This window comes from Rhizobium sp. Leaf453 (assembly GCF_001425605.1).
Lineage (GTDB): Bacteria > Pseudomonadota > Alphaproteobacteria > Rhizobiales > Rhizobiaceae > Pararhizobium.
The window spans coordinates 250,588-265,399 of record NZ_LMRG01000027.1 but is presented as its reverse complement, the minus strand read 5'-3'; the positions used below and the strand labels follow the sequence as shown (position 1 = coordinate 265,399).

Here is a 14,812-nt window from a genome sequence, read left to right as displayed (position 1 = left end):
CGGCCGTTGTCATCTGGCCGGATGGGCTGCTGCCCTGATGTCTGGCTCTGCGCCACCATTGCCCTAAAGGCCCGTCACTGCTTTGCCGGGGACCATCTGGGTTCCCGCACACGGGAAACCAACGGCATCGGCATTGCCCGAACGGGCGGTGGAAAGAATGAAGGCGGCAGTCGCTTCGGTGTCAGGGCTGCGTGATGCAGGAAATAGGCATTTTTTAGCCGTAGAGCCAACAGCTTGCAAGGAGCGCGATCTGCCATGGACGCGAAATCGCACGCGTTGCGCGAAAGAAAGACCGGGTGGAACCGATCTCTCCACGGCAGGCGTGGGGAGAATGTTCAAAACTGCTTCTTTTATGCTGCTCATCCGGCCGAAAACGCGTGGCGGCGCAAAAAGTTCCACCGATGATGGTAGCCAGCTTTTCCGGCGACAAGCTCAGCCGACCTGCTTGACGATCCAGGCCTGGAATGCCTGGCTCACAGGGTTTTCAAGTTTGCCTTCCGGCACGACGAGATAATAGCTGTTTTCCGTCTGCATCGGCCGGTCGAAGACGACGCGTAACTGGTCGCTCGACAGCTCCTGCTCGATCAGATAGCGCGGCAGGAGCGCAAAACCGAGACCGACGACGGCCGCCTCGATCACCATGGAAAACTGGTCGAAGCGGTTGCCGCGATAGGCCGACTTCATCTCGCCACCATTGCTCTCGAACCACTGTGCCCACATTTTCGGACGGGTGGCGAGATGCAGCAGCGGCTTGTGTTCGAGCTCGCCCGGTTCCGTCATCGGATTGAGGGCCAGAAGCTCGGGGCTCGCCACCGGCACGATAATCTCGCTGCAGAGATAGCTGCAGGTCGCATGCGCCCAGACCGGCTGGCCGTAATGGATGGCAAGATCGAAATTCTGCTCCTCGAAATCGAAGGGCTGTGAACGCGAGGCGATATTAATGACCGTGCCCGGATGATCCTTCAGGAAATCCGGAAGGCGCGGCGTCAGCCACCGGCTGCCGAAGGTCGGCAGGGAGGCGATCGACAGGGTCGATTCCGACCGGGCAGAAGCCATGGCCCGGACCATCAGCTCCTCTGACTGGGTAAGCAGGCGGCGCACCTCGGGCAGGAATTTCTGCCCTGCATCGGATAGGATGACCCTTTGGCGGACCCGCTCGAACAGGAGCACACCGATCTGGCCTTCAAGATCCTTGATCTGTCGGGAGACCGCACTCTGTGTCAGGTTCAGTTCGGCCGCCGCCTGGGTGAAACTGCCATGGCGCGCGGCGCATTCGAACGCCTGCAGCGTGGTGACGTCCGGGATCAGTCTTCTGCTCAACTTCATTCCCGCCTCGCATGATCATAGTCACAACGGTCGCAATCAATCCCCATTCGACCCCTATATGATACGAAATAAGAATGATCGACCCATCCATTCCATACTGCGAGGCACGCTGCCGTGAAAGAGAATAGTTTCGTTTCCACCGACGATATCCGGATTGCCTTCTCGGCAGCGATGTCGGCCATGTACCGGACCGAAGTGCCGGCCTACGGAACGCTGATGGAACTGGTCGGCAAGGTGAATGCCGAGACGCTGGCTGCCGATCCCGACCTGCAGGCCCGCCTGGAAGACACCGATACGCTGGAGCGCATTTCCGAGGAGCGTCACGGCGCAATCCGGCTCGGCACACCGACCGAACTGTCGATGATGCGCCGGGTCTTCGCCGTCATGGGCATGTTCCCAGTCGGCTATTACGACCTGTCAACCGCCGGCGTCCCTGTTCATTCGACAGCCTTCCGCCCGGTCGGCGATGCCGCCCTGAAGAAGAACCCGTTCCGCGTCTTCACTTCGCTGCTGCGTCTCGACCTGATCGCCGACGAGACCCTGCGCGATGAAGCGGAGAAAATTCTGTCTCAGCGCCGGATCTTCACCGAGGGCGCGGTCGCGTTGACCGAAAAGGCCGAAAAGCAGGGCGGCCTCGACAAGGCCGATGCCGAGCGTTTCGTCGCCGAGGCGCTGGAAACCTTCCGCTGGCATGACAAGGCCAATGTCAGCCCAGACATGTATCATCGCCTGCACGACGCGCACCGGCTGATCGCCGACGTCGTCTCGTTCAAGGGGCCACACATCAACCACCTGACGCCGCGCACGCTTGATATCGACGCCGTGCAGGCCCGCATGCCGGACTACGGCATTGCCCCGAAGGCAACCATCGAAGGCCCGCCGACGCGCAAATGTGCCATCCTGCTGCGCCAGACCTCGTTCAAGGCCTTGGAAGAGCCCGTCTCCTTCCAGGCGGAAGACGGCAGCTGGCAGGAAGGCTCGCACACCGCCCGCTTCGGCGAGATCGAACAGCGCGGCATCGCGCTGACCCCGAAGGGCCGCGCGCTCTATGACGATCTTCTGAACGCATCGCGCAAGATCGTTCGCCCGGCCGCTGACGGCTCGAATGCGGCGGAATATGAACAGGCGCTGTCCGACGCCTTCAAGCCATTCCCCGACACGTGGGCCGGCATCCGCGCCGAAGGTCTCGGCTATTTCGCCTATTCGCTGACCACCAAGGGCCGCAAGGCAAAGGCTAATGCCTCGGCCAGCCTCAACAGCCTGATCGCCGACGGCCTCGTCCAGTTCGATCCGATCGTCTACGAGGATTTCCTGCCCGTCAGCGCCGCCGGCATCTTCCAGTCCAATCTCGGCGACAATGCCGCACAGGACTTCGTGGCAAGCCCCAACCAGCAGCGCTTCGAGATCGACCTCGACGCGACGGTACTCAACGAGTTCGATCACTATGCCGGTATCGAGCAGGCTTCGATCGCCGATGTCAGGCAGATGCTTTCATCCGCTGAAGCGGCGGAGTAAAGCTTAAGGCAATGATCGACCAGAGTCAGATTGCAGCGCTGAGAGCCATTCTCGGAGACAAGGGTCTTGTCGCCGGGGACGCGGACATGGCTACCTATCAGACCGGTGCGCGCTATGACGAAGGCCGCGCCGCGATCGTGCTGCGCCCCCAGACGACGGAAGAAGTCTCGGCCGCCGTTGCCTGGTGCGTACGGAACGGAATCGCGCTCATCCCGCAGTCCGGCAATACCGGCCTCGTCTCTGGCTCGACGCCGGATGCGACGGCGACGCAGGCGGTGCTGAGCCTCGACCGGATGACGCAGCGCTTCGAACTCGATCTCGACAACCGGTCGCTCACCGTCGATGCCGGCTTCCGGCTTTCGGACGTGAACCAGAGACTCGAAAAACACGGACTGTTCTTTCCAATCGATCTCGGCGCCGATCCGCGTCTCGGCGGCATGCTGGCCACCAATACCGGCGGCTCGCGCTTCCTGAAATATGGTGACGTGCGCCGCAACACGCTGGGCATCAAGGTGGTTCTGGCCGACGAGGCCGGCACCGTGCTCGACCTGACGTCGGAGCTTCGCAAGAACAATACCGGCATCGACTGGAAGCATGCCTTCATCGGCACCTCCGGCGCCTTCGGCATCATCACCGAATGTGTGCTGAACCTTGAGGCCCTGCCGAAGCAGGTGGCGACCGCCTATCTGGTGCCGTCGAGCGGCGCCCATGTCATGCCGCTGCTAAGGGCCATGGAAGACCGCCTCGGCGCCTATCTTTCCGCTTTCGAGGGCATTTCCAGAAATTCGATTGTCGCCGCGCTCGATCATGTCCCGTCGCTGAAGAACCCTTTCCAAGGCGGCAATGTGCCTGACTATGTGATCCTCGCCGAAATCTCCCGCACCTGGGCGCCGCGCGAGGGCGAACAGTCGCTGGACGCCGTTCTGGAAACAGTGCTTGCCGAAATCTGGGAAACCGAGGACGCGCCGCTCGCCGACGCCTTTGTCGGTCCGGCTCATGAAATGTGGGCCTTGCGGCATGCGCTGTCGGAAGGTGTCAAGCATTCGGGAAAACTGATCGCGTTTGATCTTTCCTTCCGCAGAGGTGATATCATGGCCTTCTGCGACCGGATGAAGGCTGAAATGCCGGAAGTCTTTCCGGACGTGACGATCTGCGATTTCGGCCATATCGGCGATGGCGGCGTGCATTTCAATCTGGTGGTGCCGAAGGACAGCGCCTCGGCATCGGACAAGGCTTTCGAACAGCGCCTGCGCGACTGGGTATTCGCCATCGCGGTTCAGGATTTCAACGGCAGTTTCAGTGCCGAACATGCCATCGGCCGCAAGAACCAGGCCTATTACGACCTCTATACGCAACAGAAGATCAAGGACTTGGCCCAGGGCCTCAAAGCTATCACCTCGCCGGGAGCCCTCGGCACGGTGCGCTTCGGATAGTCCTTTCAGACAAGAAACGGGAGTTTGCTCAGATGAACATTGCAACGAAGACGGTGAATGTCGTTCAGGAAACCGCTGCCCTCTTGGAAAAGCTCGGCGTTTCCAAGGACCTTTACACGGGCGGCGACATGGCATCGTTTTCGCCGGTCACCGGCGAACAGATCGCCAGCCTGAAAACGGTTTCGGCTGCTGAAGCTGCCGCGAAGATCGAAAAGGCCGATGCGGCGTTCCGCGCCTGGCGTCTGGTTCCGGCGCCGAAGCGCGGCGAACTGATCCGCCTGCTCGGCGAGGAACTGCGCGCCCACAAGGCCGACCTCGGCCGCCTCGTCTCGATCGAAGCCGGCAAGATCCCGTCGGAAGGCCTCGGCGAAGTGCAGGAAATGATCGACATCTGCGATTTCGCGGTCGGCCTCTCCCGCCAGCTTTACGGCCTCACCATCGCCACCGAGCGCCCCGGCCACCGCATGATGGAAACCTGGCATCCGCTCGGCGTCATCGGCGTCATCTCCGCCTTCAACTTCCCGGTTGCCGTGTGGTCCTGGAACACCGCGCTGGCGCTCGTCTGCGGCAACGCCGTCGTCTGGAAGCCGTCCGAAAAGACCCCGCTCACCGCGCTTGCATCGCAGGCTATCCTTGAAAAGGCGCTCGCCCGCTTCGGCGATGCGCCGGAAGGCCTGACCGCCGTTCTGATCGGCGACCGCACCATCGGTGAAGTCATGGTCGACCATCCGAAGGTTCCACTCGTATCGGCGACCGGCTCGACCCGGATGGGCCGCGATGTCGGTCCGCGCCTTGCCAAGCGCTTTGCCCGCGCCATCCTCGAACTCGGCGGCAACAATGGCGGCATCGTCTGCCCGTCGGCCGATCTCGACATGGCACTGCGCGCAATTGCGTTTGGTGCTATGGGCACCGCCGGCCAGCGCTGCACGACGCTGCGCCGCCTGTTCGTCCATGACAGTGTCTACGATCAGCTGGTTCCGCGTCTGAAGAAGGCCTATCAGAGCGTTTCGGTCGGAAACCCGCTGGAATCCACTGCACTGGTCGGCCCGCTGGTCGACAAGCTCGCCTTCGACGCGATGCAGAAGGCATTGTCGGAAGCCAAGGCACATGGCGGCTCGATCACCGGTGGCGATCGCGTCGATCTCGGCCACGCCAACAGCTACTATGTGAAGCCCGCACTCGTCGAAATGCCGAAGCAGGACGGCCCGGTGACCGAAGAAACCTTCGCCCCGATCCTCTATGTCATGAAGTATTCGGACTTCGACGCCGCCGTTGCCGATCACAATGCGGTTGGCGCCGGCCTGTCGTCCTCGATCTTCACGCTCGACCTGCAGGAAGCCGAGCGCTTCCTCTCGCCGGATGGTTCGGACTGCGGCATCGCCAACGTCAACATCGGCACGTCAGGCGCTGAAATCGGCGGCGCGTTCGGCGGCGAGAAGGAAACCGGCGGCGGCCGCGAATCCGGTTCCGACGCCTGGAAGGCCTACATGCGCCGTGCCACCAACACGATCAACTATTCGAAGGCCCTGCCGCTGGCACAGGGCGTCTCGTTTGACATCGAATAAGATCGAAAGGCACCGGTCATGACTATCAGCACCAAGATCGAGGAGGCGGGCTTTGTGCCCGCCTCGCGGATTTCCACGATCGGCGTCTCGCAGATCCTGAAAATCGGCGCCAAGGCTCAAGCTATGAAGCGCGAGGGCAAGCCGGTGATCATTCTCGGCGCCGGCGAGCCGGATTTCGACACACCGGACCATATCAAGCAGGCCGCATGGGAAGCCATCCAGAAGGGCCAGACCAAATACACCGCTCTCGACGGCACGCCGGAACTCAAGGCCGCGATCCAGGCCAAGTTTTCCCGCGAAAACGGCGTTTCCTATGCGCTGGACGAGATCACGGTTGCGACCGGCGCCAAGCAGATCCTCTTCAACGCGCTGATGGCGACGCTGAACCGCGGCGATGAAGTGATCATTCCGACGCCCTACTGGACCTCCTATTCGGATATCGTTGAGATCGCCGAGGGCAAGCCGGTGCTGATCGAATGCGATGCTTCCGCCGGTTTCCGACTGAAGGCCAAACAGCTGGAAGCGGCGATCACGCCGAAAACCCGCTGGGTCATGCTGAATTCGCCGTCCAACCCCTCGGGCGCCGCCTACAGCGCAGAAGACTATCGCCCGCTGCTCGACGTACTTCTCCGGTATCCGCATGTCTGGCTGCTGGTCGACGACATGTACGAGCACATTGTCTACGCCGACTTCAAATTCGTCACCCCGGCAGCCCTGGAGCCGGCGCTGAAGAACCGGACGCTCACCGTGAACGGTGTGTCGAAAGCCTATGCCATGACCGGCTGGCGCATCGGCTATGCCGGTGGCCCGCGTGACCTGATCAAGGCCATGGCGGTGGTGCAGAGCCAGTCGACATCCTGCCCGTCCTCGGTCAGCCAGGCGGCCTCCGTCGCAGCGCTGAACGGTCCTCAGGAGTTCCTGAAGGAGCGCACCGCCAGCTTCCAGCGTCGCCGTGACCTAGTGGTCTCCGCCCTCAACGCCATTGAAGGTCTGGATTGCCGCGTGCCGGAAGGTGCGTTCTACACCTTCTCCGGCTGTGCCGGCATTCTCGGCAAGACGACACCCGGCGGCAAGCGCATCGAGACCGACAGCGACTTCTGCGCCTATCTGCTCGACGATGCCAATGTTGCCGTCGTCCCCGGTTCGGCTTTCGGCCTGTCGCCGTTCTTCCGCATCTCCTATGCGACCTCGGAAACCGAACTGCGCGACGCGCTGCAGCGGATCACCACAGCCTGCGCCGACTTGCGCTGATCATACACGTATTGCTGGTGCATTTATGCGACCCCGCCGTTTCAACGGCGGGGTTTTTCATGTCGAAAGCGTTTTGCACCGCCGGATTTTACTGCTATCCGATAGCCCGACACACGGCCTGCCGCGCGTTGCGCCTCGCCTGACGGAAATGAAGCATGTTTTTCAATCTGCGGCAGTCCACACAGATCGTTGAGAAGCTGAGGAAACAAAGCTTCGAGCCAGCGCATGCCGATTTCTACAAGGGAAAACCGGGCGCGTCGCTGCAACTGATGCTTCAGGCCCGCCATGACTTCCTGTCTGTGTGGCGCAAGAAAGATTATACCGACCGCGTCACGTCGATGAAGCTCCTGGGGCGGCAACTCGTCATCGTCAATTCTCCGGATGCGATCCGCTACGTGGTGGCCAAACGCCACGAGAATTTCGAGCGCAAGACGCCGCAGATGCGGCGTGCACTGGAATTCCTGCTGGGTGACGGCCTCTTCATTTCCGATGGCGAGACTTGGAAGCAGCGCCGCCCGCTGGTCAACGACATCGTTCACAAGAACCGTCTGCCGATGTTCGGCAAGATCATGGAAAACACCGCTACGGAACTGGCGGAGCGCTGGAGCGCCATGCCGGAAGGCGCCACGGTCAATGCACTCTACGAAATGGCCGGGTTGACGGCGGAGATCATTGCGCGCAGCGTTTTCGGCAACGATATCGGCGAAGAGGGCGCACAGGCTGTCACCGAGGGTTTCGAGAGTTATCAGTCGCTGATCGATTCCATCAACATCGGCTACTTCCTCGGTTTCGACGAGGGCCTGCCGGTTCTGCGCACACCAAAGCTGCGCCGTTCTGTGTCACGCATCCACGGCATTATCGACACGGTGGTCGAGGATCATCTCGCCGGGCGCGGCGATGACAATTCCATGGTCGAGCTCCTGGTTCGCCGCCAGCAGCGAAACCCGGAGCTGAAGCTCGACGTCGTGGCGCTGCGCAACGAGGCCGCGACCATCTTCATGGCCGGCCATGAGACGACGGCGGCCACGCTGACATGGACATGGTATCTCCTCTCGCGCGCCCAATGGGTTGAGGCGGCCATCCACGAAGAGATCGACCGTGTCTGCGGCAACCGTGTGCCGACCCTTGACGACATTCCCCAACTCGAATGGTGCCGCGCGGTAATCGAGGAAACTCTGCGGCTCTATCCGCCGGTGCCGATCCTGGCACGCCAGGCAAAGGAAACCGACCGGATTGGCGATATCGACGTGAAGCCGGCCTCCCTTATCCTGATCGTGCCCTGGCTCCTGCACCGGACGGAAGCGTTCTTTCAGGACGCCCACCTGTTCAAGCCGGAGCGCTTCATGAACGGTGGCAAGGCCATCCCCTACAGCTATATACCTTTTGCCAGCGGTCCCCGTGTCTGCCCGGGACTTCAGTTCGGTCTCAACGAGGCGATCCTCTGCCTCGCCATCCTGGCCCAGCGCTTCCGGGTCAGGGTCGCGGAAGGCGCCAAGGTCGAGCCGCAATGCCGCCTGACGCTCCGGCCGCGCGGCGGATTGCCGGTGACACTGCATCGGCGTGACAGGGCGTGAGCCGATGACGGAGCGCCCGAAGCAGACGGCGGCAATCAAGAGGCAGGCATGGGTCTACAGCCCGCCAGCCGCGCCACCGCTGACCGATCTGTTCGCCGGCCGCGACCGGCGGCAGAAGGCGTTCCGCTATCATGTCAGCGGCAATCTCGAGAACCTGTTCGATCTCACCGTCCATTTCGGCCTGAAGGCCATGCCGTCCGAATGGTGTTCGGCCGCCGGCGCCTGGCTCGGCACCTTCGCCATTCCGCGCTGGTACGGCAAGGGCGTCAAGAAGGCCCGCAACAACCTCAGGCACCTTCTGCCGGATGCAACAGAAGAACAGCGGGAAGACATCCTCAAGCGAAGCTGGCGCAACCAGGGCCGCATCATGACGGAGTTCTCCATCGTCCGGCGGCTGGCCGCATCGCCCGATCGCGTCACCTGGCATGGCATGGAAAACTTCGTCGAGGCCCACAAGCGTGGCCCGGTGATTGTTGCCTGCCTGCATCTCGGCAATTGGGAACTGCTGGCGCCCAAGCTCGTCTGGCTGGGCCTCGCACCCTCCGCCAATTACACGCCACCGGCCGGCCGCGCCCAGGCCTGGATTGCCCGACGCGTGCGGCTGAAGGTGGGGTACGGCCTGCTGCCGCCCGGCAAGGACGGCATACGCCCTGCGATCAACATCCTGAAGGACGGCGGCGTCATTTCGGTGTTCTGCGACGAAGGGTTTGCCGGAAAGATCCGCGGCCCCTTTTTCGGCCGCAAGCCGCATCTGGAGGGCAATCTCGCGGTCGTAGCGCGGCTGGCGCGACTGACCGGCGCCACCATCTGCCCCTGTTATGTGCTGCGCAAGGAAGGCGCCCGGTTCGAGGCCTTTGCCCTCCAACCCGTCACCCTGCCGGAGCGGGAGCCTGCGGCCGGCATTGTCGACGATGTCGTCCTGCTCAATTCCATCATCGAGCCGATCGTCCGCGCCAATCTCGACCAGTGGTACTTTCTCGACAACGCGCTGTGATGCGCGATGACGTTCAGCCCTGAACGGCTTCCGATGACATGCCCTGCAATCCGGCGACAAGGGTCGCGAACCGCATACCCGCCACGTCGAGCGGACCGCTATTGTCGATCGTGGTCACATCCGGTTCCTCGAAGATGTCCGGCACCTGCCGCTGCAGGCGGTTGAGGATATCCTGCTCGCTCTCGCGGCCACGCGCGACAAGCCGGCTTGCCAGAACCTGCGGCGAAGCGGTGATGTTGACCACCGCGACGCGCGGAAACACTTGCCGGAACTGCCCTAGCGCCGCGCGGCTGCCATTGGCGATCAGGATGCGCCCGGCGCGGACCCGATCCAGCGCCTGTCGTGGAATGCCGTATTTCAATCCATGCGCCTGCCAGGCGACGGCGAAATCTTCGGCGGCAAGACGCGTGTCGAAATCCTCACCCGAAACGCTCTCGTGATCCTCGCCTCCGGCATCCGATGGACGGGTGATGACCCGGCGAACGAAATCGATATCGTCGTGCCCCTCGAAATGTCGCGCTACGAAGCCGATGACGCTATCCTTGCCGGCACCGCTCGGGCCGACGACGACGACGATCGCGCCCGGCTGGTCCGTCGTCCGACCCAGCATCAGGCGACCCGCCGGCCTTCGCGCCAGACGGAGCGAACGACGGGAATGCCTTCCTCGCGCTGGACGCGGACGATATCGGCGCGCAGGCCAACCGCGATCCGGCCGCGATCATCGAGTCCGACCGTGCGGGCCGGCGTCGCGGTAACCATGGCAAGCGCCTGTGGCAGGCTGATGGCCTCCACATCGTCCGCCAGCAGGAAGGGAGCGTGAATCAGACTGAACGGCACGTAGTCGGAGGACAGAACGTCGAGCACGCCGCGCTTGGCGAGATCGCGGGCAGCGATGTTGCCGGAATGCGACTTGCCGCGAACGATATTCGGAGCCCCCATGAGCACGCTGAGACCGGCCGCATGCGAGGCTTCGGCCGCCTCGAAGCTGGTCGGGAATTCCGCAAGCTTGATACCGAAACCGACGGATTCCTCGACATGGGCAAGCGTCGCGTCGTCATGGCTGGCAATGGTGATGCCGCGCTCCGCGCAAGCCTTGGCGATCTCGGTGCGGTGCGGGCCGGCATATTTGGCCGACAGCGCCTGCTGGCGCTCGCAGAACGCGGCAAAGGCCTCATCGGAGAGCCCGCGCTTGGTCTTGTAGTAAAGCGTGTACTGCTCCATCGTCTGGAACTGGCGCTGGCCCGGCGCGTGGTCCATCAGCGAGACGAGACCGACCAGCGGATCGTCCTCGAACTCGACGAAATGGGCGAGAACGTTGTCGGTCGAGACCTCGCAACGCAGATGAATGCGGTGGTCAGCGCGCAGACGATTTTCCTTGGAGGCCAAGGCCAGCGCATCCGCCATTTCACGCATTTCGCCCTGCTCGAAGCCGCCATCCTCATCCGAGCCCATACGCAGGCAGTCGAAGACAGTGGTGATGCCGGAGGTGACCACCTGCGCATCATGCGCCTGGATCGCCGCCATCTTCAGCCAGCGCACGCCGGGGCGGGGCGAATAATGGGCCTCAAGATGGTCGGTATGCAGTTCGATCAGGCCCGGAATCAGGAAGTCACCTTCAAAATCCTCGCCGGTGACTGTGGCGCCTTCCGAAATGTCGGCAATCTTGCCGTCGCGGATCTGCACCGAACCGTGGAGGACCCTGTCCTCGAGCACGATACGGGCATTGGAAAGAACGGTTTCAGCGGTCATGTCAGGCGATCTTTCGTTTGGACGTGCCGCCAAGCGGCAAAAGCGAGTGGACAGTGAAGGGAGCGCCGCGCGCGGGCTCGACAAACAAGGCGAGTGTGGAGACATCCATCGGCTGGCCGATGAAGGGCGCGAATTCCTGCTCCAGAAGGGCTTTCATCGCGGCCTGCCGCTCGACAGGAACCTGGCCGGTCAGCGTCATGTGAAAGCGGAAGCTCTCGAAGACATAGGGGTAGCCCCAGTCGAACAGATTGCTGCGCATCTGCGTGCTCAACGTTTCCGGCTTGCGGCGCGCAATATCGGCCTCGGACAAAGGTGCCCGGAAGCGCGAGAAATGCCGCACAGTGGCATCCGCAAATGCCTGCAGATCGGGACAAGTCGTTGCGGGTACCAGCGCGAAGAACGGGCCTAGCTGCCCAAGAACCATCTCCGGAATGCGGAACGCAACAAAACTCTCGCTGAAGGCTTCGAACGCGTCGAGTAGTTCTGATTCGCTGACACCAGGGGCAAGTTCGAATGGCGCCTTCAGCGTTCCATGAAATCCGTAGCGGCGGGGATCGGCGGTGAGCGCGGTGAGTTCCGCGGCGCTGAAGTCACCCTGCGGCTCAAGGTCTCGGGTCTCTCCCGTGAACGGGTTTGCGCCCAGCCAGCGCTCTGCCGCGGCGGTCAGCGGCGAGTCCTGGTCGGGTGATATATAAAATGCGTAGCGCACTGGTCATTCCCTGCAGAGATGTCACGGGAGCGATGATCGGACGGTGCCGATGTGACGCCGTCGCTACCCCCTTTTCATGACATTATCGTGATGAATGGCGGAGATCCGCCCCCATTTTTCAATGTGTTTTCTGGCCCATGAGACGCGAACGCAGGGCGTTGGAAACACTGTCGAAGATGAACACGACGATGAGAATCAGGATAACCATGTAGGCGACGTTTTCCCAGTCGGAATTCGTCCGCATCGCTTCCCACAGCTTCAAACCGATACCGCCGGCGCCGACCGCGCCGATGATGGTGGCCGAGCGGGTGTTGGATTCCCAGAAATAGAGCGCCTGGCTGGCAAAGACCGGCAGGACCTGCGGCAGCACGCCGAAACGCTGTACGGCGAGCGGCGCGGCGCCGACCGACTTGACGCCTTCGCGCTGCTTGTCGTCGATATTCTCCAGCGCCTCGGCATAGAGCTTTCCGAGCGTGCCGGTATCGGTGAAAAAAATCGCCGACATGCCGGCGAGCGGTCCGGGGCCGAAGGCGCGCGTGAAGAACAGCGCCCAGATCAGCATGTCGACGGAGCGCAGGAAATCGAACAGCCGCTTCGTCACTTGGTTAAGAACGCCGTTGCGGGTGATGTTGCGGGCTGCCAGAAAGCAGAGCGGGAAGGCGATGACCGAAGCAAACAGCGTTCCGACGAAGGCCATGACGATGGTCTGCAAGAGCTTCGTCCAGACATCGAGATGCTGCCATTCGGAATTGTAGAGAATGTTATCCCAGGCGAGTGCCAGGTTGGACAGGGCAGGATCGATGCGGTCGCCCGTGGTGATCAGGCTCATGACCTCACCGAAGGACTTGTTGAAGAAGGGCGAGTTGGTATCGAAGATGAAATTGGCCCAGCCTGGGAAGCGGTTGTGAATGCTGACCTTCTCGACATCGACTTCGGCCCAGCCAGTCATGCCGAAAGCAAGCTGAATCTTTTCGCCAGGCCGCTTCTGCGTCGCCCATGCCGGCAGCGCACCTTCAGGCTCCACACCCTTGGCCGGATCGAGCCGCATCAGGAATGTCTGGCCGTCATAAACGGCTGTCACCTTGCCATCGACAACTTCGATGCTGGCCGCCCCGCCAAAGCGGACGGTCGCGCGGCTGACGACTTCCTCTGTGCGGGTCTCCGTTGCGGCGGCGGCCTCGGTGCCCGAACCGGCAACGGCGGCATTCGGCGCCATGAAGCTGAAGGCGGATTTCTTCGCCTGCGGCTGTTGCTGCGCGGCGGCCGGCGCATCGACAGAGCGCTCCATCATCTTGGTCTCGATCGTCACCCAGTCCGGCTTGGCATCGGGGCCGAGCGGTGAGAAACGCGGATAGACGACCTGCATCGCGCCGTCCTTGGCAATCCTGATATCGGGACGCACCTCGTAGGAGACCCAATCGGCGAGATAGCTGCCGGCAATGCCCCAATTGGCGTTGGTGAGGACCTGTCCGATCGAGAAGAACCACCAGCTGTAGATCATGTAGAGCGCGATGCCGGCGATGATCAGCACGGAACGGACGCGCTTGCTTGCGGAACCCTTCAGGAGCTGAGGGTGGCGAGCGGCGATGGCTTCCATCTCGGCGGCGCTCATCAGGGTGCTTGTGGTCATGATCGGCCCCTTACTGCGCGAGCTGGAAGGCTTGATCGCCGACGAGGCGACGGCGAAGCCATGCGGAAAACTGATCGACGGCGATGATCGTCGTGAACAGGAGAATGATGATGGCGAGCGTCTTTGCCTCATGGCCCTGACTGATCGACAGACGCAAGGGCTCACCGATACCGCCGCCGCCGACGGCACCGATGATCGTCGAAGCGCGCACGTTGATTTCGAGACGCAGCAGGAAATAACTCATGAAATTCGGCAGGACCTGCGGCACGATGCCGAACCAGACGCGCTCGATCCAGTTGCCACCGGCGGCCTTGAGGCCCTCATCCGGTCGCATATCGGCGTTCTCGACAACCTCGAAGAACAGCTTGCCGAGCGCGCCGACCGTGTGGATCGATACCGCAATCATGGCCGGGATCGGCCCAAGCGAGAGGATGGCCAAAAAGAAGCCGGCGATCACAACTTCCGGAAAGGCGCGCAGGATTTCCATGAAGCGCCTGGCGATGCCGCGCACCCAGGGGTTCGGCATCATGTTGCGCGCCGCGAAAAAGCAAAGGATGAAGCCGAAGAACATGCCGAAGATGGTGGAGAAGATTGCAATATTCAGCGTTTCCAACATCTTGTAGAAATATTCGGGCACGTAGATCGTGTCCGTCAGATAGACCCGGCCCTCGGGATAATTGTATTTCAGGCTGCCATCGTCGTAGGGTGACGGCAGGTCGAACAATGCGCGCCCGATTTCCGCACCGTCGCGCGGCACGAGGTCACCGACGAAATCGAAGAAATAGGGAAGCCGGTCGAAGAACTTGCCGGCATTGGTGGCATTGGCGAACCAGAGCGAGCCGGACAGTGCCACGGCAAGAAGCGCAAGGCCCAGAAACGTATACGTGCGGCGGCGGAGATTGAGCTCCTGCCAGTGGCGTTCGACCACTGCTCCATTGTCGCTCAGGGTCGGGGAAAGCGCTGAGATGGCCATGGAAGCTCCGGCACGGGGTGGCCTCGATGGACATCCTGTCCCGAGGCCCGTTCAGACGAGAAAACGCTGGCCAGGATCGCCGGCCAGCGCTTT

12 protein-coding genes are annotated in these 14,812 nt (G+C 62.1%); 6 read left to right on the top strand and 6 right to left on the bottom strand.

Annotated features, from left to right (window positions below; genetic code table 11):
* Positions 1-432 precede the first annotated feature (432 nt).
* A complete protein-coding gene (locus ASG68_RS24505; RefSeq protein WP_062586298.1) occupies positions 433-1,326 on the bottom strand; it encodes a LysR family transcriptional regulator in 894 nt (297 codons plus the stop codon).
* Between the two features lie 114 nt (positions 1,327-1,440).
* On the opposite strand from ASG68_RS24505, the gene ASG68_RS24500 reads away from it, so the two are divergent.
* From ASG68_RS24500 to ASG68_RS24475, 6 genes are all read left to right on the top strand, one after another.
* Positions 1,441-2,841, top strand: a complete 1,401-nt coding sequence (locus ASG68_RS24500; protein ID WP_082477871.1) for a VOC family protein — start codon at positions 1,441-1,443, stop codon at positions 2,839-2,841.
* An 11-nt stretch (positions 2,842-2,852) separates the two neighbouring features.
* Positions 2,853-4,274 (top strand): FAD-binding oxidoreductase, encoded by a 1,422-nt coding sequence (locus ASG68_RS24495; protein WP_062586297.1) that lies wholly within the window; start codon positions 2,853-2,855, stop codon positions 4,272-4,274.
* Positions 4,275-4,306: 32 nt separating this feature from the next.
* The gene (locus ASG68_RS24490) at positions 4,307-5,839 is read left to right on the top strand and encodes an aldehyde dehydrogenase family protein (protein ID WP_062586294.1); all 1,533 of its coding nucleotides are present in this window, start codon (positions 4,307-4,309) and stop codon (positions 5,837-5,839) included.
* Positions 5,840-5,857: 18 nt separating this feature from the next.
* Positions 5,858-7,090: a pyridoxal phosphate-dependent aminotransferase gene (locus ASG68_RS24485; RefSeq protein ID WP_062586292.1), complete on the top strand. Its 1,233-nt coding sequence runs from the start codon at positions 5,858-5,860 to the stop codon at positions 7,088-7,090.
* 155 nt (positions 7,091-7,245) lie between these two features.
* A complete protein-coding gene (locus tag ASG68_RS24480; protein WP_062586291.1) occupies positions 7,246-8,664 on the top strand; it encodes a cytochrome P450 in 1,419 nt (472 codons plus the stop codon).
* A 4-nt stretch (positions 8,665-8,668) separates the two neighbouring features.
* Positions 8,669-9,658 (top strand): lysophospholipid acyltransferase family protein, encoded by a 990-nt coding sequence (locus tag ASG68_RS24475; RefSeq protein ID WP_062586289.1) that lies wholly within the window; start codon positions 8,669-8,671, stop codon positions 9,656-9,658.
* A 13-nt stretch (positions 9,659-9,671) separates the two neighbouring features.
* Here the strand turns inward: ASG68_RS24475 and phnN are convergent, their stop codons facing one another.
* The 5 genes from phnN to phnE (ASG68_RS24450) form a co-directional block, all read right to left on the bottom strand.
* The gene (gene phnN / locus ASG68_RS24470; protein WP_062586287.1) at positions 9,672-10,268 is read right to left on the bottom strand and encodes a phosphonate metabolism protein/1,5-bisphosphokinase (PRPP-forming) PhnN; all 597 of its coding nucleotides are present in this window, start codon (positions 10,266-10,268) and stop codon (positions 9,672-9,674) included.
* Positions 10,268-11,407, bottom strand: coding sequence for an alpha-D-ribose 1-methylphosphonate 5-triphosphate diphosphatase (locus tag ASG68_RS24465; RefSeq protein ID WP_062586285.1), 1,140 nt, complete (start codon positions 11,405-11,407; stop codon positions 10,268-10,270). Before ASG68_RS24465 ends, phnN begins: the two co-directional genes overlap by 1 nt.
* Position 11,408: 1 nt before the next feature.
* Positions 11,409-12,116 carry a DUF1045 domain-containing protein gene (locus ASG68_RS24460; RefSeq protein WP_062586282.1) on the bottom strand — a complete coding sequence of 236 codons (708 nt, stop codon included), beginning with the start codon at positions 12,114-12,116 and terminating at the stop codon, positions 11,409-11,411.
* Positions 12,117-12,234: 118 nt separating this feature from the next.
* Positions 12,235-13,746, bottom strand: a complete 1,512-nt coding sequence (gene phnE / locus ASG68_RS24455) for a phosphonate ABC transporter, permease protein PhnE (RefSeq protein ID WP_062586279.1) — start codon at positions 13,744-13,746, stop codon at positions 12,235-12,237.
* Positions 13,747-13,756: 10 nt separating this feature from the next.
* Positions 13,757-14,719 carry a phosphonate ABC transporter, permease protein PhnE gene (phnE, locus tag ASG68_RS24450; protein ID WP_062601728.1) on the bottom strand — a complete coding sequence of 321 codons (963 nt, stop codon included), beginning with the start codon at positions 14,717-14,719 and terminating at the stop codon, positions 13,757-13,759.
* Between the last annotated feature and the right edge of the window lie 93 nt (positions 14,720-14,812).